The following is a 25,382-nucleotide window of genomic DNA, read 5'->3' as shown; positions in this document are numbered from 1 at the left end:
TCGCCGGGACACGGCTTCCGTAGGCTGCGCCCCATGGAGCCAGCAGCGACGAGTCCGGGGCCCGGCGGCCGACAGTGGGGCATCCGACACGGTGACCAGACGGCGGTCGTCGTCGAGGTCGGCGGCGGCCTGCGGACGTGGACCGTTGCGGGCCGCGACGTCGTGTCCGGATACCCCGAGAGTGACATCGCGTCGGCGGGCCGCGGCCAGATCCTCATGCCGTGGCCCAACCGGATCCGCGATGGCCGCTACCGGGCGGACGGCGAGGAACACCAACTTGCGCTGAGTGAACCGCGCACCGGCAACGCCAGCCATGGGCTGGTGCGGTGGGCGGCGTGGGCGCCGTCGCCCGACGCCCCGATCGCCGACGTCACCGGCGGCCGCGAGGTCCCCACCGACGCGCCCTCCGCGATCACGGTGGCCCACGTCCTGCACCCCAGCCCCGGGTATCCGTGGCGGCTCGACCTCAGCGTGACGTATGCGCTCGGCGCCGACGGCCTGGCCGTCACGGTGGCCGCGACGAACTCGGGGACCGGCGCGGCCCCCTTCGGCTTCGGGGCTCACCCGTACGTCGCGCTCGGCGAGACGCCCGCGGCGCAGGCGCGGCTCACCGTGCCCGCGGCCGAGGTCGTGGCGGTGGACCCGGAGCGCCTGCTGCCGACGGGCACCGTCCCCGCGGGGGACCTCGGCCTCGACCTGCGCGCCGGTGAGGAGTTGGGGGACCGAGCCGTCGACCACGCCTTCGCTCGGCCGACGCGTGATGCCGACGGGCGGTGGCGCGTGCGCGTCGGGTTGGACCAGGGCGACGTCGAGGTCTGGGGAGGCACCGGCCTGGATTGGGTGCAGGTCTTCACGGGCAAGTCGACCCCGGACTCCGTGCCCGCCGGGCACCCCGAGGGGATCGCGGTGGAACCGCTGTCGTGCCCGCCGGATTCCTTCAACTCGGGGGAGGGGGTCGTGACGCTCGCTCCGGGTGAGTCGTGGTCGGCCTCGTGGGGCATGACCCTGGCCTGAGTCGCCGCCGCCTTCTCCCTGGTGTGGGACATCAGGTGTCCCTTGCCGGGGGAGCGCACGTCAGGGAAGTCCGTTGACCTCGGGCGTGAGGTGACGCTCCAGCTGCAGCGCCATCAGGGCCAGGACGGCGCAGCCGACGACGAGGACGGCGATGAACCCGCCGGGCAGGTGCCGATCGAGCATGACGCCGGCGACGACGGGCCCGACGATCGACCCCATCTGGTACGACGCAGAGCTCAGGGCGTTGTAGCGGCCGCGCTGGTGGTCGGGGGCGAGGTCGTTGACGATGGCCGGCACGGTCGGCTGGAGCATTGTCTCGCCGAACCCGAAGACCGCCCCGTAGACGATGACGAAGGCGATCGCCGACGCGCCGCCCGGCACGAGCCCGGACAGGCCGAAGATGATCCACGCGAGACCCCAGACGGCGGCCATGACCATGAAGACGCGCGTCCGTCGGCGGCCGTCGATGACGCGCAGCATCCAGAACTGGAAGGCAACGATGATCAGGGTGTTGAGCGCGAAGGACATCCCGATGACGCGCGTCGAGACACGGGCGATCTCGTGGGCGAAGGCGGGCATCCCGGCCTCGATCTGGCCGTACCCGACGAAGGCGCCGAGGAAGGTCACCCCCGAGACCCAGGCGACGGCGGGGTGTCGCAGGATCTGCCGGTAGGAGACCGGCGCCGCGTCCTCGTGCCCGGTCCGGTCGGCGCGACCGTGCAGGAGACGCAACGGCCCGAGCATCAGGGCGAGCGGGGCGAGGAGACACACGGCGTTGCCGACGAAGGCGGCCGTGAAGGTCGCCGGGCGGTCGACGCTGACCACGAGCCCGCCGAGGAGACCGCCGACGCCGATGCCGAGGTTGACGAGCGCGAAGTTGATGCCGAAGTACTGCGTGCGGGTGCGGCCCGTGACGACGTGGGAGATGAGCGCGTTGAAGGCGGGCCACGAGACCCCGTTCGCGATGCCGAGCAGGACGCAGGCGAGGGCGATCGTCCAGATCGTCGACGCGAAGGCCATGACCAGGCAGCCGGCGATGGCGCTGAGGGTGCCGGCGATGACCATGAGCCGGGCGCCGATGCGGTCGACGAGCGAACCGCCCGGACCCGTGACGGCGAAGGCGGCGGCGAAGATGAGGCTCATCAGGAGGCCGGCGACGTCGAGGTCGATCCCGCGGATCCGGTTGATGTAGATGAGGGTGAAGGGGAGGGTGAGCCCCCGCCCGAGGGTCTGGATGCCCACGGTGGACAGCAGCCAGCGACCTTCCGTGGGCAGGGCAGCCCAGAAGGCGCGCAGGCTCGCGCGTTCGTCCATCGTCGAGGTCATCGGGACATGTTCTCCCACGGCGAACCTGCGCGCGAGTCGTGGGTGGCTCGCGGGTGGGGTGGGGTGCGGCCTCCATGGCTTAGCCTTGAGGGTGGCGCGAGAACTGCGCCCGATACACGTGAGCAGAGGTGGACTGTGCCTACTGGCAAGGTCAAGTGGTACGACGAGGAGAAGGGCTTCGGCTTCATCTCCGGAGATGACGGGCAGGACGTCTTCCTGCACGCCAACGCGCTGCCGGTGGGCAAGGGCTCCCTCAAGGGCGGTACGCGCGTGGACTACGGCATCGTCGAGGGTCGGCGCGGCGCGCAGGCGCTGTCGGTGACCGTCCTCGAGCCGGCGCCGAGCGTCACCGCCAACCGTCGTGAGCGCGACCGCAAGCCCGCCGAGGACATGACCGTCATCGTCGAGGACGTCATCAAACTCCTTGACGACGTCTCGAACCAGCTGCGCCGGGGTCACTACCCCGAGCGCGCGACCGCGACCAAGGTGGCGCAGGTCCTCCGGGCCGTGGCCGCCGATCTGGAGAGCTGATGCCCCCCGCACCGAAGAAGGACACGACCCTGGCGGGTGCGATCGACCTCGCCCGCGAGGCCGCGATCGGCATCGCCATGCCCGACACCGTCGGGGACCACGAGGGCCTCGTCATGGAGGCCGAGCGCGTCGGCACGCACTACTTCGCCTGCACCTCCCGCGCCTACCGTGGCTGGCGCTGGGCCGTCACGGTCGCCCGCGCGCCCCGCAGCAAGGCGGTGACGGTCAGCGAGACCCACCTGCTGCCCGGCGACGGCGCGATCCTGTCCCCGGAGTGGCTGCCCTACGCCGACCGGCTCGCCCCGGGCGACGTCAGCGCGGGGGACGTGACCCCCTTCGTCGAGGCCGACCCGCTGCTCGAGGCGGGCTACGAGGCCACCGGCGACGAGGACGTCGACCAGATGGCCCAGTGGGAGCTGGGGCTCGGGCGTCCGCGCGTGCTGTCCGCCGAGGGCCGCGAGGCCGCGGCCACCCGCTGGTACGAGGGGTCGCACGGGCCCAAGGCGGAGGTCGCCGTCAAGGCGCCCGCGTCGTGCACGACCTGCGGCTACTTCGTGCCCGCGGCGGGGGCGCTGCGAGCGACCTTCGGGATCTGCGCGAACGAGTGGTCACCGAGCGACGGCACCGTCGTCAGCCTCGACCACGGTTGCGGCGCGCACTCCGAGGTCGACATCGACAAGCCCGAGCCGGAGAACATCGGCACCCCGATCATCGACGAGTTCCAGTACGACACCGTCTGACCCGCCGCCGCGTCACGCCTGCGTGACGCGGCCCCGCTCGACGTGCCAGCGCCGATCGACCCGGACCGTGTCGAGCATCCGTCGATCGTGGGTGACGAGCAGCAGGGTGCCGTCGTAGGACTCGAGGGCCTGCTCGAGCTGTTCGATGGCCTCGAGGTCGAGGTGGTTCGTCGGCTCGTCGAGGACGAGCACGTTGACGCCGCGCGCCTGCAGCAGGGCGAGTCCGGCCCGGGTGCGCTCGCCGGGTGACAGCCCGTCGACGGGACGGTCGACGTGGTCGGCCCGCAGGCCGAACTTCGCCAGCAGGGTGCGCACGTCGGCGGGCGTCATCTCGGGCACGTGCTCGCCGAAGGTGGCCGCGAGCGGGCGTCCGCCTGCCAGGAGGGTGCGGGCCTGGTCGATCTCCCCGATGTGCACGCTGGCGCCGAGGCGGGCACTGCCCTGATCGGGTGTGACCCGACCGAGCAGGAGCCCCAGGAGGGTCGACTTGCCCGCGCCGTTGGGGCCGGTGATGCCGATCCGGTCACCGCCGTCGACCTGGAGGGAGACCGGCCCGAGCGTGAAGTCGCCCCGGCGGACCGTGGCCTCGTTGAGGGTGGCGACGACGGCGCTGCTGCGCGGCGCGGACCCGATGGTGAAGGCGAGCCGCCACTCCTTGCGCGGCTCCTCCGCCTCCTCGAGCCGATCGATCCGGCTCTCCATCTGGCGGACCTTCTGCGCCTGCTTCTCGCTCGACTCCGTCGCGGCCTTGCGGCGGATCTTGTCGTTGTCGGGGGACTTCTTCATGGCGTTGCGCACGCCCTGGCTCGACCACTCGCGCTGGGTGCGCGCGCGGCCGACGAGGTCCGCCTTCTTCGCGGCGAACTCGTCGTAGGCCTCGCGCTGGTGGCGCCGGACGACCGCCCGCTCCTCGAGGTAGGAGTCGTAGCCCCCGCCGAAGAGGCGGTGGCTGCGCTGGGGCAGGTCGAGCTCGAGCACCTTCGTCACGCTGCGGGAGAGGAATTCGCGGTCGTGGCTGACGAGGACGACGCCGCCGCGCAGGCTCGTGACGAACTGCTCGAGACGCGCGAGACCGTCGAGGTCGAGATCGTTGGTCGGTTCGTCGAGCAGGACGAGGTCGAAGCGCGAGAGCAGGAGCGCGGCGAGGCCGACCCGGGCGGCCTGTCCGCCGGACAGCGAGGTCATCAGGGCGTCGGGATCGAGGTCCTCGCCCACCGTGAGCCCCAGGTCCGCGAGCACCTGCGGGATCCGCTCGTCGAGGTCGGCGGCGCCGCTGGCCAGCCACCGGTCGAGGGCCGCCGCATAGACGTCGCCAGGATCGCGACCGTCGCCCGCCCCGCCGGTGCTGGCCGCGGGGTCGGCGAGGGCCTCCGCGGCGGCGTCCATGTCCGCGGTCGCGGCCGCACAGCCGGTGCGCCGCGCGATGTACGCGGCGACGGTCTCCCCTTCGCGCCGCTCGTGCTCCTGCGGCAGCCAACCGACGAAGGCGTCCGTGGGAGAGAGGGACAGCGCACCCGCCTGCGGTGCAAGGTCGCCCGCGAGGATCCGCAGGAGCGTCGACTTGCCGGCGCCGTTGACGCCGACGACGCCGATGACGTCACCGGGCGCGACGGTGAGGTCCAGCCCCTCGAAGAGGGTGCGGTGACCGTGCCCGCCCGCGAGGTCGTGGGTGACGAGGGTGGCGGTCATCGGGCGGTGTGGGGCGTGCTGGGCGAAGGGGAGTGCGGCACGTCAGTAGTGCGACTGCGGGTCGGCCAGCGACTCGTCGAGCGCGCCCTCGGCGTTGCCGCGACCGCGGCGCAGGTAGAGGTAGCCGATCAGGCCGAGCACGATCCCGGCGACGGGCACCCACTTCCACCAGGCGCGGTCGCCCTCGTGCAGGGCCGGCACGAGCAGGATGACGGCGAGCACGATGACCCACACACCCACCCCGACGAGGACCACCCGGTCGGCGCGCACGCGCAGGGGGGTGGTGGACGGGTCCGCCGGGATGCCGTTGTCTCGTCGCAGGGTGCTCACGGGGCAAGGGTAGTCGCCGGGGTACCCCACGCAGCCCCTACGATTCTCGCCATGCCCACTGCCTCCCCCTCCACCGTCCCGGCCGAGCGCGCCGGCCTCGACGGCTTCTTCCAGATCACCGAGCGCGGCTCCACCATCGGGCGCGAGCTCCGTGGTGGCGTCGTCACCTTCTTCACGATGGCCTACATCGTGGTCCTCAACCCCCTCATCATCGGCACCCAGGCCGACTCCACGGGGGCCTTCCTCGGCGGCGGCGACGCCCCGAACCTCGGCATGGTCGCCGCGGCCACGGCGCTCGTCGCCGGCGTCATGACCCTGCTCATGGGCCTCGTCGCCAACTACCCCCTCGCCCTCGCGGCCGGTCTCGGCCTCAACGCCTTCGTCGCCTTCGGCGTCGCGAAGATCCCCGAGATGACCTGGGCCGACGCGATGGGCCTGGTCGTCATCGAGGGTCTGATCATCCTCGTGCTCGTCCTCACCGGCTTCCGCAAGGCCGTCCTGCACGCCGTGCCGGCCCAGCTGAAGACGGCGATCTCGGTCGGCATCGGCCTCTTCATCACCGTCGTCGGCCTCGTCGACGCCGGCTTCGTGCGCAAGGCCGCTGGCGGCCCGCTCGGTGAGCTCGGCGTCGGCGGCTTCCTCGCCGGCTGGCCGCTGCTCGTCTTCGTCGTCGGCCTCTTCCTCATCATCGGCCTGCACGTGCGTGGCGTCCGCGGCGCGATCCTCTACGGCATCCTCGGGACGACCGTCCTGGCGATCATCGTCGAGGCCGTCGCGAACGTCGGCCAGCAGAGCGCCGACAACCCCACCGGTTGGGGCCTCGTGGTGCCGAAGCTGCCGGAGCAGATCTTCTCGCTGCCCGACTTCGGGCTCATCGGTGACTTCAACCTGCTCGGCGGGTTCCAGAAGGTCGGCATCGTCACCGCGTCCCTGCTCGTCTTCACGATCCTGCTCGCCGACTTCTTCGACACGATGGGCACCATGGTCGCCGTCGGCGCCGAGGGCGACCTCCTCGACGAGGAGGGCATCCCGCCGAACAGCCAGCGGATCCTCGTCGTCGACTCCCTCGCCGCGGCCGCCGGTGGCGCCGCCTCGGTGTCGTCGAACACGTCCTACATCGAGTCGGCCGCGGGTGTCGGCGAAGGTGCTCGCACGGGTCTCGCGTCGGTCGTGACCGGCGTGCTCTTCCTGATCGCGACGTTCTTCTCGCCGCTCGTGTCGATGGTTCCGTACGAGGCCGCCACCCCGGCGCTCGTCGTCGTCGGCTTCCTCATGATGCAGCAGGTCAAGGGGATCGACTGGGACGACCTGGACATCGCCATCCCGGCGTTCCTCACGATCGTCCTGATGCCCTTCACCTACTCGATCACCGTGGGTATCGGCGCGGGCTTCGTCACCTACGTCCTGATCAAGATCGTGCGCGGGAAGGCCAGTGCGGTCCACCCGCTCATGTGGCTGATCTCGGCGCTCTTCGTGCTGTACTTCGCGCTCGACCCGGTCAAGGACGCGCTCGGCGTCTGATCCATCCACGCCGGGTCATCCGGCAACCGCCGTGGGCGGGTGTGCTCCGTCGTGAGCGCACCCGCCCACGTCGCGTTCCGGGGCCGGGTTTGGGACACCTGGTGTCCAAAACTGGGGGGAAGGGGGCTGGTGGGGCCGGGTTTGGGACACCTGGTGTCCAAAACTGGGGGGAAGGGGGCTGGTGGGGAAGAGGGGCGGCGGAATAGTTAACCAAGGTAAGTAGTTGGACCTGCCGTGCCCACCGTGACCCCCACTCCCACCCGCCGCGAGGTCAGCGACCTCGCGATCGACGTGCGTCTGGCGTGCATGCGCATCTCCCGCCGCGTCCGCTTCGAGAGCAGCAGCGAGATCGCCCCGCACCGCTTCGGTGTCCTCGCCAAGATCGAGGACGGCCTGCACACCGCCACCGCGCTCGCGGAGAGCGAGCGGGTGAGCGCCCCGTCGATGTCGCGCACGATCAAGGCCCTGGCCGAGGACGGCCTCGTGACCCGCACCCCCGACCCGGACGACGGGCGCAACGTGATCCTCGAGCTGACGTCCGAGGGCGCCGCCATGCTCCGGCGCGTGCGCCGCCGGCGGGACGCCTGGATGACGACCCGGGTGGCCGCGCTCAGCGCGGAGGAGCAGCACGTCCTGCGTCGGGCTGCCGACATCCTGGCCCGGGTGGCCGCCGAATGAGCCCGACCTTCCGCTCGTTGTCGGTGCACAACTACCGCCTCTGGTTCGTCGGCGCCCTCATCTCGAACGTCGGCACGTGGATGGGCCGCGTCGCCCAGGACTGGCTCGTCCTGACCGAGCTCACGGACCACAACGCGACCGCGCTCGGCACGGTCACCGGTTTGCAGTTCCTCCCCTTCCTCCTGCTTGCGCCGTGGGCCGGCAGCATCGCCGACCGCTTCCCGAAGCGGCGTGTGCTCGCGCTGACCCAGACGCTCCTGGCGGTGACGTCGCTCCTGACCGGGCTGCTCGTCTGGACGGGCGCGGCGCAGCTGTGGCACATCTACGCGCTCGCGCTCATCCAGGGTGTGGCGACGGCGATCGACAACCCCACGCGCCAGGCCTTCGTCTCAGAACTCGTTCCGTCCGAACACCTACCGAACGCCGTCGCGCTCAACAGCGCGTCCTTCAACTTCGGCCGCCTGGTCGGGCCCGCCGTGGCCGGTCTCAGCATCGCGTGGTGGGGCACGGCGGTGGCGTTCGTCGTCAACGCGGCCACCTTCGTCTCGGTGCTCCTGGCCCTCGTGTTCATGCGGGTGGCCGAGCTGCGGCCGTCCCCCCGCGTCGCCCGTCGCGGCGCCGTCCGCGAGGGGCTGCGCTACGTGCGCGGCCGGCCGGACATCCTCCTCGTCCTCTTCCTCATCTTCGTGCTCGGCACCTTCGGCATGAACTTCCAGCTCACCATGGCGCTCATGGCGACCGAGCAGTTCGGGAAGGGGGCCGGCGAGTTCGGCCTCCTCGGCTCGATCATGGCCATCGGCTCGCTCAGCGCCGCGCTGCTCGCGGCCCGGAGGGAACGGCCGCGGCTGCGCACCCTCCTGCTGTCGCTGGTCGGGTTCACCGTCGCCAGCGGGGCCGCCGCTCTCGCGCCGACGTACGAGCTCTTCGCGCTGGCCCTCATCCCGGTCGGGTTGTCGGCGCTCAGCGCCATGACGACGGCCAACGCCATGGTCCAGCTGCGCACGGCGCCGTCCATGCGTGGGCGGGTGATGGCGCTCTACATGGCGATCTTCATGGGCGGCACCCCGATCGGCGCGCCGCTCATCGGGTGGATCGGCGAGGTCGCCGGACCGCGCTGGACGATCGGTGTCGGGACGGTCGCGGTCGCGATCAGCCTCGTCGCGGTCTCGGTGTGGCTCGGGCGGCGGCAGAATGTGCGAGTGTCCTACGAGTCCCAGCGCCGCCCGCGGGTGCGCGTCACGGCCTCACCCACCGCCCACCCCGTCCCGGAGGCCGCCCGATGACCCCCCGATTCCGCCGCTACATGACCCTCGGGGTGCTGGCCGTCCTCGTGCTCACGGCCGTGCTCGGGGCCCTCGTCTCGATCTGACGCCCCGCGGGCTGCTCGCTCAGAGCCGCTCGAGGACGTAGTCCACGCAGGTCAGCAGCGCGCTGACGTCGTCGGGGTCCACGGCCGGGAAGGTCGCGATCCGCAGCTGGTTGCGCCCGAGCTTGCGGTAGGGGTCGACGTCGACGATCCCGTTGGCGCGCAGGGTCGCCACGACCACCTCCGCGTCGATCTCGTCGACGAGGTCGACCGTCACGACGACCTGGCTGCGCGCGGCCGGGTCGGTGACGAAGGGGGACGCCGCGTCCGATCGCTCCGCCCAGTCGTAGATACGGCCCGAGGAGTCCGCGGTGCGGGACGTCGCGAAGGGCAGCCCGCCGTAGCCGTTGAGCCAGCGGAGTTGGTCCTCCATGAGAATCAGCGTTGCCAGCGCGGGCGTGTTGTAGGTCTGGTCCTTGCGGCTGTTGTCGATCGCCGTGGGGAGCGAGAAGAAGTCGGGCACCCAGCGGCCGCTCGCGGCGATCGCGTCGACGCGCTCGAGGGCGGCGGGGGAGAGGACGGCGAGCCAGAGGCCGCCGTCGGAGGCGAAGGCCTTCTGCGGGGCGAAGTAGTAGGCGTCGGCCTGGCTGATGTCGACCGGCAGGCCGCCCGCGCCCGACGTGGCGTCGATGAGGACGAGGGCGTCGCTCGCGGCGCCCGGGACGCGCTGGACCGGCGCCATGACACCGGTCGAGGTCTCGTTGTGCGGCCACGCGTAGGCGTCGATGCCGTCCTCCGCCACGGGCGTGGCCAGGCTGCCGGGCTCGGCGGTGATGACGGTCGGCTCCCCGAGGAAGGGGGCCCGCCCGGTCACCTTCGCGAACTTGGAGGAGAACTCACCGAAGGCGAGGTGCTGTGCGCGGTCGCGCACGAGACCGAAGGCGGCGATGTCCCAGAAGGCGGTCGAGCCGCCGTTGCCGAGGACCACCTCGTAGCCGTCGGGGAGGTCGAAGAGGTCCGCGATCCCCTCACGGATGGAGCGGACGACGGCGCGCACCGGTTCGCGTCGGTGTGAGGTGCCGAGCAGGGTGCGCCCGGTGGTGGCGAGCGCCTCGAGCTGCTCCGGGCGCACCTTCGACGGCCCGGACCCGAATCGCCCGTCGCGGGGCAGCAGTCCGTTGGGGATCGTCAGCGCGGGCTCGGGACTCATGCCTCAGATCCTCCCACCGCCGTCCACCCCTCGGACGCGACATTCCGCCATCCGGGCCGGGGCGACCTTCGGGCCAGTGGCGCACCGTTTGGCCAGTAGCACACCGACAACGGTGTGCTATTGGCCAAAGAGTGTGCTGCTGCGAGGGAAGGGGGTGCCTGTGCACAACTTCGCGGGCCGATCCGGCAATCCCGCCAACATGGACGGGTGACCGCACTTCCTCCCCACCTCCTGGGACTGGCTCGCCACCGCGTGCTCTCCGCAGCAGACGCCGTGGCGGCCGGCTGGTCGCATCGCGCGCTCGACCGGCTGGTCCGAGAGGCACGGCTGATCCGCCTGCACACCGGGTGGTACGCGCCGCCGCCGGTGGGGGATGAACTCGATCGGCATCGCCTGCGGACGATCGCGCACGTGCGGGCCCGCGCCGGTCGCGCCGCCGCCAGTCACACCTCGGCGCTCGCGCTCCTCGACCTCCCCCTGTATCGATGGCCGATCGGGACGGTGCACCTGACCCGGCTGGAGGACGGTCACAGCCGGCGGGGCGAAGGCGTGACGGTGTGGGGCCGCTGGTCGGAGGGCCAGGACGCGGCGCCGCGCTCGAGTGCCGAGGTCCTGTGCGTCGCGCCCGCCGTCGCCATCGTCCAGGCCGGGCTCGTCGGGGAGCCCATGACCGCGCTCATCGCGGCCGACGCTGCGCTCCATCGTGGGCTGACGACCCGGGCGGCGATCGACGAGGCTGTCACGCATCTGCAGCGGCGGGCGGGTGCTGGTCTGGTGCGTCAGATGCTCACGGTCGCAGATGGTCGGCGCGAGTCACCCGGGGAGAGCCGCACGGCCTGGCTGTTGGGGTCGCTCGGCTTCGCCCACACACCGCAGGTGGAGATCTCCGACGGCGGCAGTCGGTGGCGGGTGGACTTCCTCCTCGACGAGGCGCCCGTCATCGTCGAGTTCGACGGCGCGGTGAAGTACGCCGGTCGATCGGACCTGGTCCGCGAGAAGGTGCGCGAGGACGCGCTGCGGGCGCTCGGCTACGAGGTCGTCCGGCTGACCTGGCGGGACCTCGCCCACCCCGACCTCGTGCGGAGCAAGGTCGAGGCCGCCATTCGTCGGGCTCGGGCACGTCGGGCCACGGCCAGTGGCACACCGTTTGGCCAGTAGCACACCGACAACGGTGTGCCACTGGCCAAAGAGTGTGCTGCTGCGAGGGAAGGGGGCCGGACGAAGGGCGGTCAGCGGGCGGAGGCGCGCTTGTCCCGCACCGCCATGGCGCCCAGCGAGCGGTCGCGGAACTCGAAGAAGTCCGTCGCGTCGAGCAGCTTGCTCAGGGACGCGTAGCCGTAGTTGCGCGCGTCGAAGGACGACTGGTTGGAGATCAGCTGGCCGACCGATCCGACCGGCGCCCAGCCGTCCTCGTGGGCGGCCCCCTTCACCGCGCGACGAAGGAGAGCGATCAGCTTGGCGTCCTGACGCAGCTGCGCCGTGGGCACCCGCACCGCCGCACCGCTGCGCGAGGAGGCGGGGTCCTCCTTCGCCGCGGCGGGCTCCTCCGCCACCGGCTCCGCCTTGGCGGGTCCCGTCGCGGCGACGGCCTTCTCGGGTGCGGCCGCCTTCGTGCTGGCCCGCTTCGCCGGCGCTCGCCGCGTCGGCGCGACGGTCGGCTCTGCGACGTCGTCCTCGTCGTCCCCGACGGTGAGCTGGTCGAGCTCGACGAATCGCGAGCAGGCGCTCTTGAAGGGAGCCGGAGTCTTGCGGCCGCCGAAGCCGTAGACGGCGGCCCCCTTCGCGCGCAGGTGCATGACGAGCGGCGTGAAGTCGGCGTCCGACGACACGATCCCGAACGCCTCGGGGTGATCGGTGTAGAGCAGCTCCATCGCGTCGACGACCATGGCCATGTCGCTGGCGTTCTTGCCGCTGCTGTAGTCGTACTGCTGGACCGGCCGGATCGCGTGCTCGTGCAGGACAGCGGCCCACCCCTTCAGCTCGGACTTGGTCCAGTTGCCGTAGGCGCGACGGATGTTGGTCTCACCGAACCCGGAGAGTTCGTTGAGGATGAGGTCGATCTTGCGGGCCGACGAGTTGTCGGCGTCGATGAGCAGCGCGATCCGGGGTCGGGATTCCACGTCAGGCCCGGTATCCCTTCACGGCTTCGATCCCGCGGGGGCCCTCGCCGACATAGCGCGACGACGGTCGGATGAGGCGGCCGGTCTGCTTCTGCTCCAGGATGTGCGCGGCCCAGCCGGCCGTGCGCGCACACGAGAACATCGGCGTGAACATCTGCGCGGGGACCTCGGCGAAGTCGAGCAGGACGGCGGCCCAGAACTCGACGTTCGTGGCGAGGACGCGGTCCGGGCGGCGCGCGTGCAGCTCGTCGAGGGCGGCCTTCTCCAGCGCAGCCGCGACCTCGAAGCGGGGCGCGTCGAGGCGCTCGCAGGTGGCGCGGAGCACGCGGGCGCGCGGGTCCTCGGCGCGGTAGACGCGGTGACCGAAGCCCATGAGGCGCTCGCCGCGGTCGAGGACGCCCTTGACGTAGGTGGTCGCGTCGCCCTGCTGCTCGACGCCTTCGATCATGTGCAGCACGCGGGACGGTGCCCCGCCATGCAGTGGGCCGGACATGGCGCCGACGGCTCCGGACAGGCACGCCGCGACGTCGGCGCCGGTCGAGGCGATGACACGAGCGGTGAAGGTGGAGGCGTTCATGCCGTGCTCCGCGGCGGACACCCAGTAGGCGTCGACGGCCTCGACGTGCTTGGGGTCCGGGTCCTCGCGCCAGCGGATCATGAAGCGCTCGACGATGGTCTTGCCCTCGTCGACGCGGGCCTGCGGGACCATGGGGCGACCCTGGCCGCGGGCGGACTGGGCGACGAAGGACAACGCCATGACGGAGGCACGGGCGAGGTCGTCGCGAACCTGCTCCGGCTCGATGTCGAGGACCGGGCGGAAGCCCCACAGGGGCGCGAGCTGGGCGAGCGCGGACTGCATGTCGACGCGCACGTCACCGGAGTGGACCGGCAGTGGGAAGGGTTCGGCCGGCGGCAGGCCCGGGTCGAACTCGTTGTCGACGAGCAGACCCCACACCTGGCCGAAGGACACGCGGCCGACGAGGTCGTTGATGTCGACGCCGCGATAGCGCAGGGCGCCGCCCTCACGGTCGGGCTCGGCGATGGTGGACTCGAAGGCGATGACGCCCTCGAGTCCGGGCTTGAAGTCGTTGTCACTCATGAGCGCATCCCATCATGCCGGGCCGGTGGACGGGGCGGATTCGGTTGCGCTGTTCGAGGTGTGGATTCGCCGCCGAGGACGAGCGGCTACCGGCCGCGGGCGGTCGCGCGATGGCCCTTGTCGGTGGTTGCGTCGAGACTGGATGAATGACCCAGCTGACCTACTACACCGCCACCACGCTCGATGGGTTCATCGCCGACCCCGACGACTCGCTGGACTGGCTGATGCGTCAGGACCAGGACGAGCAGGGACCGCTCAACTACGAGGAGTTCATCGCCGGGATCGGGGCGCTCGTCATGGGCTCGACGACGTATGAGTGGCTGCTGCGTCACCACCCCCACGAGTGGTTCTACTCCGTGCCGGTGTGGGTGCTGACGTCCCGCGGAGAGTTGGCCCGTCCGAGCGTCGAGGCCGACGTGCGGTTCGCCGCCGGCGACGTACGGTCGGTCTACGACGCGATGGTGGTGGCGGCCGGGGACAAGGACCTGTGGGTCGTGGGCGGGGGCGAGTTGGCGGGCAGCTTCGCCGACCTGGGCCTGCTCGACGAGGTGATCACCTACATCGCGCCGGTCACCTTGGGTGCGGGTCGCGCGGTACTCCCTCGGCGCCTGGACCTGAAGCTGATCGAATCGACGCCGAACAAGGCGTTCATCACGGCGCGTTTCGAGGTGGTGGGGCCGCTCACCGAGGACCGCAAGGGCTGAGCGGGTCCGGCCCACATGGCGGCACCGACGGGCACACCAGCGCTGCGGCAGACTGCCGCTCATGCCCCCTTCGTCCCGTGCGTACGAGCAGCATCACGACGAGGAGACGTTCACGGGTGAGGTGACCGGCGAACGACTCGGTCCGGCGACCTTCCTCGACTGCACCTTCGTCGATCTCGTGGCCGCCGACATCGACCTCTCCGGGGCCCGCTTCGCGGACTGCACGGGCGAAGGGGTCCGCGCGACGGGTCTGCGGATGGCGGGTGCGTCGTGGGTGGGCTGCCAACTCGAGCGCGCTCGGCTGGGGGCGGTGCAGTGGCACGCCGGCGACCTGGCTCGGGTGCGTTTCGTCGGGTGCCGGATCGACTTCCTCAACCTGCGCGACGCCCGGCTGGTCGACGTGGAGTTCGTCGACTGCGTGCTCACCGAGGTCGACTTCGCGCAGGCCCAACTGACGCGGGTCAGCTTCCCCGGCAGCCGCCTCCAGCAGCCGGAGTTCCGCGCCGCGCGACTGACGGACGTCGACCTCACGGGCGCGGATCTCATCGCGCCCGGCGGAGTGGCCAGCCTCAAGGGCGCCCGGATCACGCCGGCCCAACTCATCGACCTGGGTCCGGCGTTGGCGGCCGACCTCGGCATCGTCGTCGGGGAGGCGAACTGACGTGTCGCCCGGGCGGCCCGCTCGTACGCTGAGGGCATGAGCACTCCAGCCGAGCCGACGTCAGCGACCGCCGTGCAGCGGCTCGACTATGCGGGGGAGGGGCTCACCGAGGCGGACGTCCCGGCGGCCCCGCTCCCGCTCATCACGGCGTGGCTCGAGGCAGCGGTCGCCCGTGAGGCCGAGCGCGGTGACGTGCCCGAGCCGCACGCCATCGCCGTCGCCACCGTCGATGCCGACGGTCGACCCGACGTGCGCACGGTCCTCATGCGGTTCCTCGACGCGGCCGGCCCGGGCTTCGTCACGAGTCTCGAGTCGACGAAGAGCCGGCAGTTGGAGGCCGTCCCGGCGCTCGCGGCGACGCTGACCTGGCCGGCGATGTTCCGCGCGGTGCGGTTCCGGGGTCGGGCCGAGCCGGTGGGGGAGCAGGAGGTCGATGCCTACTTCGCCCAACGCCCGCGTGGCTCCCAGATCAGCGCGTGGGTCTCGCGCCAGTCGCAGCCGGTCGACGGCCGCGCGCCGCTCGAGCGGGCCTGGGCCGAGGTCGAGGAGCGCTTCGCCGGTCGGGACGTGCCGCGGCCGCCGCTGTGGGGTGGGTGGCGCATCGTCTGCGACGAGGTCGAGGCCTGGGCCGGACGCAGCAACCGCCTGCATGACCGGTTCCGCTGGACGCGGATCGGCGCGGGCGACCTTGCCGACCCGAGCGCGTGGTCGGTGCAGCGGCTGCAGCCCTGACCCCCTTCACCCGTTGTGGACCCCTGATGTCCAAAACTCGGCGCGAAGGAGCGCTTTCTCCCGAGGAATGGACCGCTGATGTCCAAAACTCGGCGCGAAGGAGCGCTTTCGCCCTAGGAATGGACCGCTGATGTCCAAAACTCGGGGCGTCACCAGTTGTGCAGCGACGCCCGGATGATCCCGCGCAGGTCGTCCGGACCGACCGCCTTGGGTGCGGTCGCCAACAGGCGCTGCTGCTTCATCGCGCCCTCGACGAGGGCATCGACATCCCCTTCGCCATAACCGATCTCGGCCAGCCCGGACGGCATCCCGATGTCGCGCATGAGCGCACTCACGACGCGGGGGAGGGCGTCCGGGCCCTCGCCCGGGTCGGGCTCCCCGGCGCCGTGGGCCAGCACCCGGGCGGCCGCGACGTGCCGGCCCGGGTCGGCGTCATGGGTGAAGGCGAAGGCGGCCGGCGCCGTCAGTGACACGGCCATGCCGTGCGGGACCATCGCCTCGTCGACGTCGTACCCGGCCGGCCGGAAGTCGGTGCCGAGGTCGTGGACCCGACCGGCGACCGGGTAGGCGTTGGCGTGCGGGATGTGCACGCCAGCGTTGCCGAAGCCCATGCCCGCGAAGGTCGCCGCCATGGCCATGTCGGTCCGGGCGCGGTGGTCGTCGCCGTCGCGCACGGCGGCGCGGAAGGAGCTCGCGAGCAGGGTCAACGACCGCTGGGCCCACATGTCGGCGATCGGATTGGCGCCGCAGTAGGGGACGCGCTCGCCGGGCGCCTTCCGCGGGTAGGAGTCGTATGGCCGTGCGGTCCACGACTCCAGCGCGTGGCAGAGGATGTCCATCCCGGCGGACGCGGTGACCCCGGCCGGCTGCGTCATCGTCAGCTCGGGGTCGATGACGGCCATGGTCGGACGCAACCACTGGTGGCTGATGCCGGACTTCACCTTGAGGTCGAGGACGTCGAGGACGCAGATCGTCGTGCTCTCGCTGCCCGTGCCCGTCGTCGTCGGGACCGCGACGAGCGGCTTGAGCGGCTGACTCGGTGCACGACCGCCGCCGACGGGGGCGTTGACGTAGTCGAGCAGTTCGCCCGGGTTCGTCGTCAGCAGGTTGACGGCCTTGGCGGTGTCGATGCTCGAGCCGCCACCGATGGCGACGAAGGCGTCCCACGGGCCGCTCTCGCGGGCGTGGTCGATGGCCTCGCGCAGCGATGCATCGGTGGGTTCGACGTGGCTGCCGGACCACACCTGCGCGTCGAGGCCGGCGGCGCGCATGATCCCCGCCAGGCGTTCCGGGTGGCCGGTGGCCGCGACGCCCGGGTCCGTCACGACGAGCACGCGGCGCGCCCCGAGAGCGGCGAGATCATGGCCGATCTCGTCGGCGGCGAACGAGCCGAACTTCAGCGCGGGGGCGGCGTAGGTGAAGACCGTCTCGGCGGGACCGGCCACGGCGGCGGACATGTCAGTTCCCCTCCGGTGCGACGCGGTGCACGAGATGGGGGGCGGCCTGCGCGCGCGGCTTGATGACGACGAGATCGATGTTGACGTGCGCCGGACGGGTGACCATCCACGCGATCGCGTCGGCGACGTCGTCGGCGACGAGCGGCCCGGGGACGCCCTCGTAGACCTTGTCGGCGCGCTCGCGGTCCCCGCCGAAGCGGGTGAGGGAGAACTCCTCGGTCCGCACCATCCCGGGCGCGACCTCGGTGATCCGCACGGGCGTCCCGACCAGCTCGAGGCGCAGGGTCTCGGTCAGGTTGGCGACGCCGTGTTTGGCCACCGTGTACCCGCCGCCGCCGACGTAGGCCGTGCGGCCGGCCGTCGACCCGACGTTGACGATGATTCCCTCGGCGGCGGTCAGCGCGGGCAGCAGCGCCTGGGTGACCTGGAGGGTGCCGATGACGTTGGATTCGTACATCGCCCGCCAGTCCTCGACGCTGCCCGTCGCGACCGGGTCGAGGCCGACGGCGCCGCCGGCGTTGTTGACGAGGACGTCGAGCCGGTCGCCGACCTCCCGGGCCAGCGCGGCCACGGCAGCGGGATCGGAGACGTCGCAGGTGACGGCCCGGCCACCGATCTCCGCGGCGAGCGCCTCGATCCGCTCGGTGCGGCGCGCGGCGCACACGACGTCGTAGCCCTCGCTCGCGAGGCGGCGGGCGGTGGCCTCACCGATGCCGCTGCTGGCGCCGGTGACGACGGCGACGGGGCGGGTGCCGGGCGTGGTCATGCGGACTCCTCCGGGGTGATGGGGGTGTTGTCGGTGTCCGTGGGAGTGGTGGGGGCGCCGGTGCCGAGGGTCAGCCACGTCGCCTCGGCGTGCGCGACGAGCTCGTCGCCGTCGTAGAGGGCGGTGCCGCAGTGCCGCTTGCGCCCCTCAGCGCCGCGCGCCCAACCGATGACGACGTGCTCGCGGCCGGGTTGCGGCTCGCGCAGCACGACCGTCGTCATCGTGCCCAGCACCATGGTGGTCCGGCCGAAGTCGAGCGCGAAGGCGCCCGGGCAGTCGAGCGCGGCCCAGACCAGTTCGAGCGACGAGTCCTCCGGGACGAAGGGGGCCGCGTGGAGCCCCGCTCGGCCGGTGACCTCACCGGGGAAGATCCGCAGGCCGTCGCCGGCCGCTCGGCCGGGTCCGCAGACAAAGCATGTCGGGAACGCGTGGCCCTCCAGCGGTGCCCGCGAGGACGCCTCGCGGGCGAGTGCGACGGCGACCGGTGCGGGCACGCCGGACCGGTCTGGAGCCGGCGCCGGTGCCGCCGTGACGACGAGGAGGTCCCCTTCGTCCGTGTCACCCGACGGGCGCTCCTGCCAGACCCGGACCACGGAGCCGTCGCGCTCGACCCGCATCGGGGTCTCGAGCGGCGGCGGCGCCGAGAGTCGCACGGTGACGGCCGGGCGCTCGGGGTTGGTCGGCACGAGAGCGGCGGCATGGCCGCCCACCCAGCCGCCGTTGCCCGACGTCGGGGGGCCGCAATACCGGGCCGGCACGAGGAAGGTCTCTGCGAGCAGGGTCGCGTCGCGCATGGTCACATCCCGAACCTACTCGTCGCCCGCGAACCCGCGAAGGTGAGAATGGGCGCCGATGACGACCCACACTCCTGAGCCCCCGTTCCGTTGGCGGTCGGTCGCGGTGCCCGCCTTCGGGCCGACGGCCCTCGCCAGCCTGGGCACGGGGGCGATCATCCCCGTCCTGCCGCTGCGTGCCGGCGAGTTGGGGGCCTCAGCGCCGGTCGCCGCGCTCGTCGCGGCGCTGCTCGGGGTGGGCCAGCTCGTGGCAGTCCTGCCGGCCGGGGCGCTCGTCGCCCGGATCGGGGAGCGGCGAGCGTTGCTCTGGGCCACCGCCGTCGACGTCGTCGCCCTCGCCGTGGCGGGCCTGGCGCAGTCCGTGTGGCTCCTCGCCGTCACCGCCATGATCACCGGCATGTCGACAGCCGTGCTCTTCCTGGCCCGGCACGGTTTCATGATCGACGCGATCCCCAGCCACCTGCGGGCGCGCGGGATGTCCACCCTCGGTGGCGCCATGCGGATCGGTGTCTTCATCGGTCCCCTGCTCGCCGCGGCAGCCATGTCGGTGGCCGGCACGGCCGCCGCCTGGGCGGTCGCGAGTGTGGCGAGCGCAGCCGCCTTCGCTCTCGTCCTGACGATGCCGGAGCTCGGCGACGACGGCCGCCATTCGGACGACGGCCCCGCCCCGGTGCTGCGCGTCCTGCGCGCGCACCGGCGCGTCCTGCTGACCCTCGGCCTCGTCGTCGCCGTCATCTCTGCGCTCCGCCAGCTCCGCACGACCGTGCTGCCCCTGTGGGCCGACCACATCGGGCTCGATCCCGTGCAGGTGGCGCTCGTCTTCGCCGTGGGCGGACTCGTCGAGGTCTTCCTCTTCTATCCGGCCGGGTGGGCCATGGACCACTTCGGGCGGATGTGGATCGCCGTCTCGCTCGTCGTGATCATCTCCACGGCGCTCGTGCTGTTGCCGCTCGTGGTTTCGCTCCCGGCGCTGATCGCCGTCACGGTGGCCATGGCCGTCGGCAACGGCCTCGGCGCGGGGATCGTCATGACGCTCGGCGCTGACGTGGCACCCACCCTCGACCGCGCGCAGTTCCTCGGCGGCTGGCGCATGTGCGGCGAGATCGGCCACGCGGGCGGACCGCTCCTGCTCAGCGCGCTCGTCGGCGTCGTCTCGCTCGCGGCCGCGTCGCTCACCCTGGGCGTCATCGGCCTCGCCATGGTCGCCTTCATCGTCCGCTGGGTGGGCGACCTGGACCGCCAGCGCGCCCGGACCTGACCACTCCTCGACCCACCCCGTGACGTCGGCGCTGCGGCGGAGCAGACTGCCCCGCATGCAGAGCGCCACGCCTCCCGCCATCCCCACGCTCCACCCCGGCCCGACGAACTCCATCGTCGACGTCGCCGGCCTGAAGGTCGGCCACCACGAACGGATCGGGGACGGCTGGCTCAGCGGCACCACCGTCGTCCTCACGCCCGAGTCGGGTGCCACCGCGGGGGTCGACGTGCGCGGCGGTGGACCGGGGACGCGTGAGACGGACCTGCTCGACCCGCGCAACCTCGTCGAGCGTGTGCACGCGATCAGCCTCTCCGGTGGGTCCGCCTTCGGCCTCGCGGCGGCGACGGGCGTCATGGACCACCTCTACGAGTCCGGCGTCGGATTCCCCATGGGCCGGCCGGGGGAGGTCGTGCCGATCGTGCCGGGTGCCGTGATCTTCGACCTCGCTCGCGGCGGCAACTTCGCGGCGCGGCCCGACGCGTCCTTCGGCCGGGAGGCCTGCCTCGCGGCGACCGGCGAGCCCCCGCGCCTGGGCACGGTCGGCGCCGGCACGGGCGCGGAGTGCGGCGGCCTCAAGGGTGGCATCGGCTCGGCCAGCGCCGTCCTGCCCGACGGGACGACCGTCGCGGCACTCATCGTCGTCAATGCCGCCGGATCGGCGTGCGACCCGCGCACCGGCGTCCTCTTCGGGCAGGGGCTCCTGCTCGAGGAGGACCTCGCCGACCTCGGACCCGGCGGGGGGCCGCTGCGCCTCGGCGTCCCCGACCCGGCCGAGGTCGCGGGCTCGCGCGAGTTGGCCGCGCTCGTCCCGACGCCGGGACTCCCGGCGACCTTCGCCACGACCATCGGAGTCGTTGCCACCGACGCCACCCTCACCAAGGCGCAGTGCGCGAAGGTGGCTGGCATCGGCCACGACGGCATGGCGCGGGGGCTGAACCCGGTCCACACGATGTTCGACGGGGACACCCTCTTCACCCTGGCGACGGGGGAGCGGGGCGCGCCCGACCTGGCCGCCTTCCACGGCTTGCTGTCGTGCGCCGCCGACGTCGTGACGCGGGCGATCGTCCGTGGCGTGCTCGCCGCGACGAGTGTGACGACCCCGGTCCGCACGACGCGCAGTTGGGCGGACGCCTTCCCTTCCGCCCGCGGCTGATCCGACCCGTCAGCGCGACCGGCGAAAACTGGATCAATGCAAGAATGGGCCGCGTGAGCGACCTCATCGACACCACCGAGATGTACCTCAAGACGATCTTCGAGCTCGAGGAGGAGGGCATCGTGCCCCTGCGCGCCCGGATCGCGGAGCGGCTCGGTCACTCGGGGCCCACGGTCTCGCAGACGGTGGCTCGCATGCAGCGCGACGGACTGCTCAGCCTGGCCGGTGATCGACACCTCGAGCTCTCCGACGAGGGACGGCTGCTCGCGACGCGAGTGATGCGCAAGCACCGCATCGCCGAGCGCCTGCTCGTGGACGTCATCGGACTCGAGTGGGAGTACGTCCACGACGAGGCCTGCCGCTGGGAACACGTCATGTCCGATCGCGTCGAGCGCAAGATTCTGGCGCTGCTGGAGTCCCATCAGGACTCGCCCTACGGCAACCCGATCCCCGGTCTCGAGGAACTGCTCGGTGGCGGCGAGGAGTCCGAGGACTTCCGCGCCGGCCTTCAGAGTCTCGCCGTGATCGCCGGTGGAACACCGCTCTCCGTCGTCATCCGGCGGATCGGCGAGCCGGTGCAGGTCGATCACGAGGCGCTCGAGTTGCTCGTGGCCTCCGGGCTGCGTCCCGGCTCGGTCGTGTGGGTGCGCGCCGAGGGCGATCGCGTCGTCGTCGTTCGGGCCGGCGCGCAGGAGTCCGAAGGGGTGTCGTTGCCCATGGAGATCGCCCAGCACGTCTTCGTCGCGGCCGCCGCCAGCGCCGCCTGAGGCGGGTCGCCGCTGGACCGTCTTGACCGACGGCAGACCGGACCGTGACCTCGGCGTGACTTTTGCCGTGGGGTCTTGTACGGTTTCCCGCAGTCGGGCTCCCCCTGGGTCAGACTGCCGAGACGGTACGCCGAGTTCTGCCACCGTCGTCATCGGCCAGAGCACCATCCGCTTGGCAGAGGCGGGGGACCCACTTCCGGGACATCAGAGGATGTTCCTCGGGGTGAAGTTCCTACGGTCACGGATCGCCAGGTCGATCTGGGCGGCAGGAACCGGGTGATCACTCTCCACCCGAACCCGACAGCTGACCTCGTAGGCGTGTGAGAGGCATCTCGTGCTGGACAACTCTGCTGGGCGCCACCGCGCCGACGGCCGCTACAACCCCCTCAACGAACTCGCGACGGTCGTCACCCGATCGGCCGAGCCCGCAGCGAAGACGACGGCCGTGCTGGCCGCGTCCGGTGGCCTTCTCGCCGCCATGAGCGTCCCCGCGACCGCAGCTCCCGGCACCCCCGTCGCCGACGGCGCCGCGTCCGCCGGTGGCACCACCACCGTTGCCGCCGCCCCCGCCGTGACCGCGCCCAAGGGCAACACGACCGCCGTCGCCGCCTTCGGCAAGCTCGGTGTCAAGGCCGAGCGCTCCGGCCCGACCCCGTGGCAGCGCCGCGCCAACGCCGCGCGTGACGCCCGCATCGCCGCGGCCGCCGCCGCCCGCGAGGAGGCCCGCGCCGAGCGTGCCGCCGCGCAGGCAGCCGAGGAGGCCGAGCGCGAGCAGCAGGCCGCGAGCCGCACCGCCGAGCGCACCGCTCCGTCGACCACCGGCGCCCCCGCGAGCGCCCCCGCGACCGCGTCGGCCCCGACGCAGACGACCGCTCCGGCGCCGTCCGCCGGTGGTTCCGTCCTCAGTATCGCCGCTCGCTACGAGGGCATCATGTACGTCTACGGCGGCACGACGCCGGCTGGCTTCGACTGCTCGGGCTTCACCCAGTACGTCTTCGCCCAGGTCGGGATCTCCCTGCCCCGCACGGCAGCCCAGCAGCAGGCCATGGCCACCCCGGTCTCCAACCCGCAGCCCGGCGACCTCGTCTTCTACGGCTACCCGGCCTACCACATGGGCATCTACGCCGGGAACGGCATGATGTGGGACTCGCCGCGCACCGGCAAGGCCGTCTCGCTCCGCCCGGTCTTCGCTGGCGTCTCCGGCTACGGCCGCGTCTGAGCCCACCCCGCCTGACCCATGAAGGGGGCTCCGTCCGACACGGACGGGGCCCCCTTCGGCATACCCCGCTCCATCTTTTGGATGACGAGAGACTCCACCTTTGCCCCATGACGGGGACCGGGACCGCTCGTAGCGTCGATGGCATACGCATCGACACGACGAAGGATCTCCCGTGCACCAGCGCAAGACCCCACCAGACCGCCTCCTCACCGTCCTCGGCCGGCTGCTGACGACCCGCAGTGCGGCTCTGGTCCTCCTGCTCGGCGTGCTCGTCTCCGTCGGCCTCATCGGGGCCCTGCGCGGGGTCGAGGCGCCGGGCGCCGTCGGTTCCCTGCCGGCCGGCTCGGAGTCGGCACGAGTGCAGGAGCAGCTGGCGACCTTCGCCGGCCACGAGGACGTGCCCGTCCTCGCCGTCGTCACCCGGGAGGACGGCGCCGCGCTCACCCGCGCGGACCTGACGGCCGCCTCGGCCCTCGGTGAGGACCTGCGCGGCGTCGTCGCGCAGTCCCCGGGTGCGCCCGTCGGCGACGGCCCCTCGGCCGGGCCCGCGACGGCCATCCCCAGCGAGGACGGGGAGGCCGCCGTCGTCCTCGTCCCGGTCAACGCCGATCGGCCCAACGCGGAGGTCTCCGACACCGTCGAGACGCTGCGCGCCCACATCGCCGACGAGGCGCCCTCGGGACTTGACGTCGCCGTGACCGGCGGCCCGGCCTTCGGGGCCGACATCGCGGCCTCCTTCAAGGGCGCGAACGTCATGCTGCTCCTGGCGACCATCGGCGTCGTCGCGGTGCTGCTCATCCTCACGTACCGCTCGCCGGTCCTCTTCCTCGTGCCGCTCGCCGTCGTCGGCCTCGCGGACCAGCTGGCCGCCGTCGTTACCGCAGCCCTCGGTCACACGGCCGACGTGCACTTCGACGCCGGCGTCATCTCCGTGCTCGTCTTCGGCGCGGGCACGAACTACGCACTCCTGCTCATCTCCCGTTACCGCGAGGAGCTGCGGCGGCACGAGGACCACCACCACGCGCTCGCCGTCGCGACCCGTGGGTCGGTGGGCGCCATCGTCGCGAGCAACCTCACCGTCGTCCTGGCCCTGCTCACGCTCGTGCTGACGGCCATGCCGAGCACGCGCGGCCTGGGCCTCGCCGGCGCCGCCGGACTGCTCGTCGCGCTCGTCACGGTCCTCACGCTGCTGCCTGCGGCCCTCGCCCTCGTCGGGCGGAAGGCGTTCTGGCCCTACGTCCCCCGCGTCGGGGAGGACGCCAACAGCGGTTCGGTGTGGCGCCGGGTCGCCAGCGTCGTGACGGCGCGCCCGGCGGTCGCCGCCGCGGCCTCGGTCGTCGTGCTGGGTGCGCTGGCGGCCGGCCTGCTGGGCACGAAGGTCGGCCTGTCCCAGACCGACCAGTTCCGCGTCGCGTCGGAGTCGGCCGCCGGGCTCGAGGTGCTCTCGGAGCACTTCCCGGCCGGGGAGGCGCAGCCCCTGACGGTCCTGACCCGCGACGCCGCCGCGGACGCCGTGCTTGAGGCGACGAAGGGGGTTGACGGTGTCGTGCGGGCCTCGGCCGCCGGGGAGTCGGGCGGGTGGACCCGGATCAGTGTCGTCGGCACGGCCGAGCCCTCGTCGGATGCCAGCGCACGGACCGTCCGTGACCTGCGCGCCGCGGTGGCCGACGTGGAGGGCGCCGACGCGCTCGTCGGCGGGGCGAGCGCGCAGGACGTCGACGTGCGGGACGCGTCCGCGGCCGACCTTCGGCTCATCGTGCCGCTCGTCCTCGGGGTCGTGCTCCTCGTCCTCGGCGGGCTGCTGCGGTCGGTCGTCGCGCCGATCGTGCTCGTCCTCGTGAACGTTGCCAGCGCCGTCGCGGCCATCGGCCTCGGGAGTGTCGTCAGCCGCTGGCTCTTCGATGTCCCTGCCCTCGACGTCAACGTGCCCGTGCTCGCCTTCGTCTTCCTCATCGCGCTGGGGATCGATTACACGATCTTCCTGGCGCACCGGGCGCGCGCCGAGGCGGCCACGCACGGCACCGTCGGCGGCGTCGTCGAGGCGCTGGCCCACACGGGCGGCGTCATCACGAGCGCCGGAGTCGTCCTGGCCGGGGTGTTCGCCGCGCTCGGCGTCCTGCCCCTCGTGACCCTCGGCCAGCTCGGGGTCATCGTCGGACTCGGCGTGCTCATCGACACGCTCCTCGTGCGCACCGTCGCCGTGCCGGCCGTCTTCGGACTGTTGGGCGACCGGATGTGGTGGCCGGGCAGCGTCACCCGGCGCCATGCCGGGAGCACCGCTTGACGGGGCGCGTCGGGGCTCTCGAC

24 protein-coding genes and 1 riboswitch are annotated in these 25,382 nt (G+C 72.3%); of the genes, 15 read left to right on the top strand and 9 right to left on the bottom strand.

The window, feature by feature from the left end; genetic code table 11:
• The first annotated feature begins 33 nt into the window (after window positions 1-33).
• A complete protein-coding gene (locus tag ACQBAS_RS11120) occupies window positions 34-1,014 on the top strand; it encodes an aldose 1-epimerase family protein (protein WP_427383875.1) in 981 nt (326 codons plus the stop codon).
• Between the two features lie 60 nt (window positions 1,015-1,074).
• On the opposite strand, the gene ACQBAS_RS11115 is transcribed toward ACQBAS_RS11120, so the two are convergent.
• Window positions 1,075-2,340 (bottom strand): MFS transporter, encoded by a 1,266-nt coding sequence (locus tag ACQBAS_RS11115; protein WP_427383874.1) that lies wholly within the window; start codon window positions 2,338-2,340, stop codon window positions 1,075-1,077.
• Between the two features lie 135 nt (window positions 2,341-2,475).
• On the opposite strand from ACQBAS_RS11115, the gene ACQBAS_RS11110 reads away from it, so the two are divergent.
• Entirely contained in the window at window positions 2,476-2,871 is a 396-nt protein-coding gene (locus tag ACQBAS_RS11110; RefSeq protein WP_427383873.1) for a cold-shock protein, read from the top strand.
• Window positions 2,871-3,611, top strand: coding sequence for a DUF3027 domain-containing protein (locus tag ACQBAS_RS11105; RefSeq protein ID WP_427383872.1), 741 nt, complete (start codon window positions 2,871-2,873; stop codon window positions 3,609-3,611). Before ACQBAS_RS11110 ends, ACQBAS_RS11105 begins: the two co-directional genes overlap by 1 nt.
• 12 nt (window positions 3,612-3,623) lie before the next feature.
• On the opposite strand, the gene ACQBAS_RS11100 is transcribed toward ACQBAS_RS11105, so the two are convergent.
• Both ACQBAS_RS11100 and ACQBAS_RS11095 read right to left on the bottom strand, forming a co-directional pair.
• Entirely contained in the window at window positions 3,624-5,300 is a 1,677-nt protein-coding gene (locus tag ACQBAS_RS11100) for an ABC-F family ATP-binding cassette domain-containing protein (RefSeq protein ID WP_427383871.1), read from the bottom strand.
• A 42-nt stretch (window positions 5,301-5,342) separates the two neighbouring features.
• A complete protein-coding gene (locus ACQBAS_RS11095) occupies window positions 5,343-5,630 on the bottom strand; it encodes a DUF2530 domain-containing protein (RefSeq protein ID WP_427383870.1) in 288 nt (95 codons plus the stop codon).
• 51 nt (window positions 5,631-5,681) lie between these two features.
• Between ACQBAS_RS11095 and ACQBAS_RS11090 the strand changes: the two genes are divergently transcribed.
• The 3 genes from ACQBAS_RS11090 (at window position 5,682) to ACQBAS_RS11080 (ending at window position 9,112) form a co-directional block, all read left to right on the top strand.
• A complete protein-coding gene (locus tag ACQBAS_RS11090; protein ID WP_427383869.1) occupies window positions 5,682-7,151 on the top strand; it encodes an NCS2 family permease in 1,470 nt (489 codons plus the stop codon).
• 243 nt (window positions 7,152-7,394) lie between these two features.
• Entirely contained in the window at window positions 7,395-7,829 is a 435-nt protein-coding gene (locus ACQBAS_RS11085) for a MarR family winged helix-turn-helix transcriptional regulator (protein WP_427383868.1), read from the top strand.
• Window positions 7,826-9,112: an MFS transporter gene (locus ACQBAS_RS11080; RefSeq protein WP_427383867.1), complete on the top strand. Its 1,287-nt coding sequence runs from the start codon at window positions 7,826-7,828 to the stop codon at window positions 9,110-9,112. The genes ACQBAS_RS11085 and ACQBAS_RS11080 overlap by 4 nt, the downstream gene beginning before the upstream one ends.
• 105 nt (window positions 9,113-9,217) lie before the next feature.
• Here the strand turns inward: ACQBAS_RS11080 and serC are convergent, their stop codons facing one another.
• Window positions 9,218-10,345, bottom strand: coding sequence for a phosphoserine transaminase (serC, locus tag ACQBAS_RS11075; protein ID WP_427383865.1), 1,128 nt, complete (start codon window positions 10,343-10,345; stop codon window positions 9,218-9,220).
• A gap of 207 nt (window positions 10,346-10,552) precedes the next feature.
• Here serC and ACQBAS_RS11070 point away from each other — a divergent pair, with 207 nt between their 5' ends.
• On the top strand, window positions 10,553-11,503 hold the full coding sequence (locus ACQBAS_RS11070) for a DUF559 domain-containing protein (RefSeq protein WP_427383863.1): 951 nt from the start codon (window positions 10,553-10,555) through the stop codon (window positions 11,501-11,503).
• Between the two features lie 71 nt (window positions 11,504-11,574).
• Here the strand turns inward: ACQBAS_RS11070 and ACQBAS_RS11065 are convergent, their stop codons facing one another.
• Both ACQBAS_RS11065 and ACQBAS_RS11060 read right to left on the bottom strand, forming a co-directional pair.
• Complete coding sequence (locus ACQBAS_RS11065) at window positions 11,575-12,465, bottom strand: NYN domain-containing protein (protein ID WP_427383862.1); 891 nt, start codon at window positions 12,463-12,465, stop codon at window positions 11,575-11,577.
• A 1-nt stretch (window position 12,466) separates the two neighbouring features.
• A complete protein-coding gene (locus ACQBAS_RS11060; RefSeq protein ID WP_427383861.1) occupies window positions 12,467-13,564 on the bottom strand; it encodes a citrate synthase 2 in 1,098 nt (365 codons plus the stop codon).
• A gap of 146 nt (window positions 13,565-13,710) precedes the next feature.
• Here ACQBAS_RS11060 and ACQBAS_RS11055 point away from each other — a divergent pair, with 146 nt between their 5' ends.
• The 3 genes from ACQBAS_RS11055 (at window position 13,711) to pdxH (ending at window position 15,661) form a co-directional block, all read left to right on the top strand.
• The gene (locus ACQBAS_RS11055) at window positions 13,711-14,268 is read left to right on the top strand and encodes a dihydrofolate reductase family protein (RefSeq protein ID WP_427383860.1); all 558 of its coding nucleotides are present in this window, start codon (window positions 13,711-13,713) and stop codon (window positions 14,266-14,268) included.
• Window positions 14,269-14,329: 61 nt separating this feature from the next.
• Window positions 14,330-14,929 (top strand): pentapeptide repeat-containing protein, encoded by a 600-nt coding sequence (locus ACQBAS_RS11050; protein WP_427383859.1) that lies wholly within the window; start codon window positions 14,330-14,332, stop codon window positions 14,927-14,929.
• Between the two features lie 36 nt (window positions 14,930-14,965).
• Window positions 14,966-15,661 carry a pyridoxamine 5'-phosphate oxidase gene (gene pdxH / locus ACQBAS_RS11045; RefSeq protein ID WP_427383858.1) on the top strand — a complete coding sequence of 232 codons (696 nt, stop codon included), beginning with the start codon at window positions 14,966-14,968 and terminating at the stop codon, window positions 15,659-15,661.
• A 149-nt stretch (window positions 15,662-15,810) separates the two neighbouring features.
• On the opposite strand, the gene ACQBAS_RS11040 is transcribed toward pdxH, so the two are convergent.
• The 3 genes from ACQBAS_RS11040 to ACQBAS_RS11030 are packed head-to-tail and all read right to left on the bottom strand — an operon-like array spanning window position 15,811 to window position 18,678.
• Window positions 15,811-17,118 carry a hydroxyacid-oxoacid transhydrogenase gene (locus ACQBAS_RS11040; protein WP_427383857.1) on the bottom strand — a complete coding sequence of 436 codons (1,308 nt, stop codon included), beginning with the start codon at window positions 17,116-17,118 and terminating at the stop codon, window positions 15,811-15,813.
• 1 nt (window position 17,119) lies between these two features.
• Window positions 17,120-17,884: an SDR family NAD(P)-dependent oxidoreductase gene (locus tag ACQBAS_RS11035; RefSeq protein ID WP_427383856.1), complete on the bottom strand. Its 765-nt coding sequence runs from the start codon at window positions 17,882-17,884 to the stop codon at window positions 17,120-17,122.
• Entirely contained in the window at window positions 17,881-18,678 is a 798-nt protein-coding gene (locus ACQBAS_RS11030; protein ID WP_427383854.1) for a hypothetical protein, read from the bottom strand. Before ACQBAS_RS11030 ends, ACQBAS_RS11035 begins: the two co-directional genes overlap by 4 nt.
• A gap of 58 nt (window positions 18,679-18,736) precedes the next feature.
• On the opposite strand from ACQBAS_RS11030, the gene ACQBAS_RS11025 reads away from it, so the two are divergent.
• The 5 genes from ACQBAS_RS11025 (at window position 18,737) to ACQBAS_RS11005 (ending at window position 25,359) form a co-directional block, all read left to right on the top strand.
• Complete coding sequence (locus ACQBAS_RS11025) at window positions 18,737-19,936, top strand: MFS transporter (RefSeq protein WP_427383853.1); 1,200 nt, start codon at window positions 18,737-18,739, stop codon at window positions 19,934-19,936.
• A 55-nt stretch (window positions 19,937-19,991) separates the two neighbouring features.
• Window positions 19,992-21,089 (top strand): P1 family peptidase, encoded by a 1,098-nt coding sequence (locus ACQBAS_RS11020; RefSeq protein WP_427383852.1) that lies wholly within the window; start codon window positions 19,992-19,994, stop codon window positions 21,087-21,089.
• Between the two features lie 53 nt (window positions 21,090-21,142).
• Window positions 21,143-21,856, top strand: a complete 714-nt coding sequence (locus ACQBAS_RS11015) for a metal-dependent transcriptional regulator (RefSeq protein ID WP_427383851.1) — start codon at window positions 21,143-21,145, stop codon at window positions 21,854-21,856.
• A gap of 152 nt (window positions 21,857-22,008) precedes the next feature.
• A riboswitch (cyclic di-AMP (ydaO/yuaA leader) is annotated at window positions 22,009-22,190 on the top strand.
• A complete protein-coding gene (locus tag ACQBAS_RS11010; protein ID WP_427383850.1) occupies window positions 22,191-23,075 on the top strand; it encodes a C40 family peptidase in 885 nt (294 codons plus the stop codon).
• Between the two features lie 172 nt (window positions 23,076-23,247).
• A complete protein-coding gene (locus tag ACQBAS_RS11005) occupies window positions 23,248-25,359 on the top strand; it encodes an MMPL family transporter (protein ID WP_427383849.1) in 2,112 nt (703 codons plus the stop codon).
• Window positions 25,360-25,382: the final 23 nt, after the last annotated feature.

This window comes from Janibacter zhaoxuefangae (assembly GCF_050271985.1).
Lineage (GTDB): Bacteria > Actinomycetota > Actinomycetes > Actinomycetales > Dermatophilaceae.
This window is presented reverse-complemented; position numbering and strand designations above follow the sequence as displayed.